The organism is Aquabacterium sp. A08 (assembly GCF_011742065.1).
In genome coordinates this window covers 1-3,172 of the sequence record NZ_JAAQQT010000572.1, presented here as the reverse complement: position 1 = coordinate 3,172, position 3,172 = coordinate 1, and the positions used below count along the sequence as shown (strand labels likewise).

The following is a 3,172-nucleotide window of genomic DNA, read 5'->3' as shown; positions in this document are numbered from 1 at the left end:
GCTTCAGTCATGGTGTCCACCTATCTCGTTTGGTGGACACCATCGTTGCCGCTTGGGCCGTCGACCTCAAGGGTGGGATGACCGCACGCTTACAGCCAACCTGCCACAAGCGGCGGTGCAGATCATCGTGGGCGCCATGCAGAGCCACCAGGCCATGGCCACCAAGCTGCTGAGCGATGAGAGCACGCGTGGCGTGTTCCTGGATGTCGTCTATGAGCTGCTGAAGCGGGACAGTGGGGGGGAGTTGTTCAAGGCGGTGCGGTGACCGCTCTATCCCGACAGGCTCGAGCTGTAGATGACGATAAGCAGGGAGAAGCGATTGAAGAAGCACCATCTACCCATGCTGGCAACCTTCCTGCTGGCCCTAGCAGGCACAGTTGGGGCGCAGCAGCCGGTCTACCTGTGCAATGGCGTTTACACGGACCGACCCTGTGCGAACGGCAAAGAGGTCGACATCCTGCCGACCGAAGGGATGCACTCCATGTCAGGCCAGAAGCAACAGAGCCAGGAGGCCGTCATGAGAGACATCAGCAGGCAAATTCAGCAAGCCCAGCAGCGAGGGATGGAGCAAGGTGTGACACTGCATCGCTGTCATCAGCTGAGGCAGGAACGCATGCAACTGGATCGGACAGAGAAGGCCGGGTCATTGACGGACCGGCGGTTGGCGATCCGTCAGGAGCAGTTCAAACTGGGATGCAAGCAGAACTGAGGGAGAGGCGGCTAAAGGCTGATTCCGGACGCCCAGTTGAGATAGCCAGCAGGCAGACAAAATTCGATCCGGTCACTCACTGCACTTCGGGAAGAATGGCCGCTGATCCACAGATAGCGGTCATCTAGGAGCACGTTGAGCCTGATCCTGTATCAAATGGCTTCAAGACGATTAAGCTGCAGTCCCCCCCAGGAGGTTTTATGTCAAAGACGGCCGTGCTTGCCCTTTCCCATCCCTTCATCGCCACGGAAATGCGCCCACTTCTTGGAAACCTGGGATCACAGACGAAGTAGCCCGATTTGCTATTGCCAGATGGGAACGGTGGACCTTTCACCGTTCTCTCGCGTTGAGATCATGGAGCCCTCCTGCGTCTGTTGCGCTCAGTGTGGGTTGGCGTCTCGGTCGAGCAGGGATTTGGCCTGTTCATAGGCTTCGGGGGTGATTTCTCCCTTGGCCAGCCGCCGCTGCAGCAGTTGGAGCGGTGACTCACGCTCTGTTCGCCGCGCGCGTTGCTGTGGTGACCAGACGGTAACCACCAGCACAACCACCAGAATCAGCCAGAAGACCCACCAGATGGCGTGCATGCCGCCCATGTAATAACCATGATCTAAGAACATGTTGCCACCTCTTGCATCGCTGGGTCATGGAGCGGGCATACGGTCTATCATCATTTGCATGATGGCTTGCATCATCTCCATGCGCTTTTCCATGATGGCGTGACGCTGCATCATCTGCGGGCCCATGCCGGCAGCTGGAGGCGCAGTGCCGCTGCCTGCTGCTGGCAGGGGTGCAGAGGAACTGCCAAGCATACCCGCGCCACCCATCATGCCCATTCCTCCTATAGGCATGCCGGTCATCTGGCCCATCAGCTTCACGCTTTCTTGCATGGTTTTCTGGTGTTCTGCCATCACGGCCTGCCGCTCTTGTGGAGTCTTGGTCTCGGCCAGTTTTCGGCTCATGTTTCGCATCAATTGCAGCTGCCTGTCCATGGCGGTTATGGACTGCTCCGGCGTGGGTGGCGTCGTTTGGGCGGGCGCGGATGCTGCCCCGTCGGGGTGGTACTGGGTATGCTCGACAGCGGATTGGGCTTGAGTGTTGGCGGAAAATGCCGCCGCACCAATCAGCATAGTCAGGACCAGGGGTTTCGATGCGTTCATGGGGCAGTCCTTTCAAGACATGTTTTGGGACAAATGCTCTTGTGGCTCATCACTGCGTCTTCATGTCGTGTGATGCGCGCTCCATGTCTGCAATTTACGCCTTTGACGCTCACTTGCACATGACCGCAGGATGACAATAAGGTCAGGATTGAAGCGTAATGCGTGCCTTCGGAATGTGATCTCTGCGGTTGGATCGAAAACATCCACTCGTGAGACTTTCACGCCTTTCGCAAAATTCCGCAAGGAATTTGCTTCTACTGCTGTGGTGGCGTTGTTGCACAAAGGCCCGGGCGAACGCAGTAACCCCAACCCCAGACGGACTTAGGCCACGGCCACCGTCACCGGGCGTCCGAGTTGGCTGAACCGGTTGAGCAGGGCCACACGGATGTGCAACTCCGTCACCTGACGCTCAAACGTCCTGGCCATCACCCGCTCGCCCAGCCGCTTGAAGCAGTTCATCTTCGTCTCCACCAGGCTGCGCCGGTGGTAACCAATCCACTTCTTCCAGATTCGTCGTCCCAGCCGTTGGCACGCTCGCAAGGCTTCGTTGCGTGAAGCGGCCCCCGTCTGGTTGTTCTTCCACGCCCGGGCGTTCTTGCGTGGGGGAATGATGGCCTGGGCGTTGCGTCTGGCTATCGCCGCATGACACGCCTTGGTGTCGTAGGCTCCGTCACCGCCCACGCTGGCAATCGGCTCATCTGCGGGTATCTGGCTGAGCAGTTCAGGCAGCATGGGTGCGTCACCCGTGCCGTTGTCGGTGACTTCGATGGCCCGGATATCCAGTGTGTGGGCATCAATGGCCAGGTGCACCTTGCGCCACTGGCGCCGATAGTCCGCCCCATGCTTCTTGCGCTTCCATTCACCTTCACCCAGGAACTTGATGCCGGTGCTGTCGACCAACAGGTCCAACGCGGTGGTGCTCGGTCGGTAGGGCAGCTTGACGCTCAGGTGCTTCTGACGTCGGCACACGGTGCTGAAGTCCGGCACCTTCCAGTCCAGACCGGCCAGTCGCAGCAGGCTTTCAACCATTCCCAGGCTCTGGCGCAGGGGCAAGCTGAAGAGGCTCTTGATGCTCAGGCAGAACTGGATGGCGGCATCGGAGAAGATGGGTTGGCGACCCCGCTTGCCGGTGGCTGGGGCGTACCACTGCATGCCTTTGTCCAACCAGACCGTCAGTGACCCGCGTGCCTTGAGTGAGGCGTTGTAGCTGGCCCAGTTCGTCGTCTTGTACTTGCCCCTGGGGCGCTTGCTCTCACTCATGCTGCGAGCCTAGCAGCTGATTGGGGTGGATTTGTGCAACAGAGCC

5 protein-coding genes are annotated in these 3,172 nt (G+C 59.2%); 2 read left to right on the top strand and 3 right to left on the bottom strand.

The features are described 5' to 3' along the window. A partial coding sequence (locus tag HA630_RS06785; RefSeq protein WP_243855376.1) for a hypothetical protein occupies positions 1 to 265 on the top strand: 265 nt, incomplete at its 5' end. A gap of 75 nt (positions 266 to 340) precedes the next feature. Continuing rightward, positions 341 to 709, top strand: a complete 369-nt coding sequence (locus HA630_RS06780) for a DUF4124 domain-containing protein (protein WP_166833545.1) — start codon at positions 341 to 343, stop codon at positions 707 to 709. Between the two features lie 380 nt (positions 710 to 1,089). Here HA630_RS06780 and HA630_RS06775 read toward each other — a convergent pair whose 3' ends face one another. The 3 genes from HA630_RS06775 to HA630_RS06765 all read right to left on the bottom strand — a co-directional run bounded on the left by HA630_RS06775 (position 1,090) and on the right by HA630_RS06765 (position 3,126). Beyond that, positions 1,090 to 1,326 carry an SHOCT domain-containing protein gene (locus HA630_RS06775; protein WP_243855375.1) on the bottom strand — a complete coding sequence of 79 codons (237 nt, stop codon included), beginning with the start codon at positions 1,324 to 1,326 and terminating at the stop codon, positions 1,090 to 1,092. Between the two features lie 24 nt (positions 1,327 to 1,350). Then, positions 1,351 to 1,866 carry a hypothetical protein gene (locus HA630_RS06770; RefSeq protein WP_166833543.1) on the bottom strand — a complete coding sequence of 172 codons (516 nt, stop codon included), beginning with the start codon at positions 1,864 to 1,866 and terminating at the stop codon, positions 1,351 to 1,353. A 321-nt stretch (positions 1,867 to 2,187) separates the two neighbouring features. After that, a complete protein-coding gene (locus HA630_RS06765) occupies positions 2,188 to 3,126 on the bottom strand; it encodes an IS5 family transposase (protein ID WP_166833507.1) in 939 nt (312 codons plus the stop codon). Positions 3,127 to 3,172: the final 46 nt, after the last annotated feature.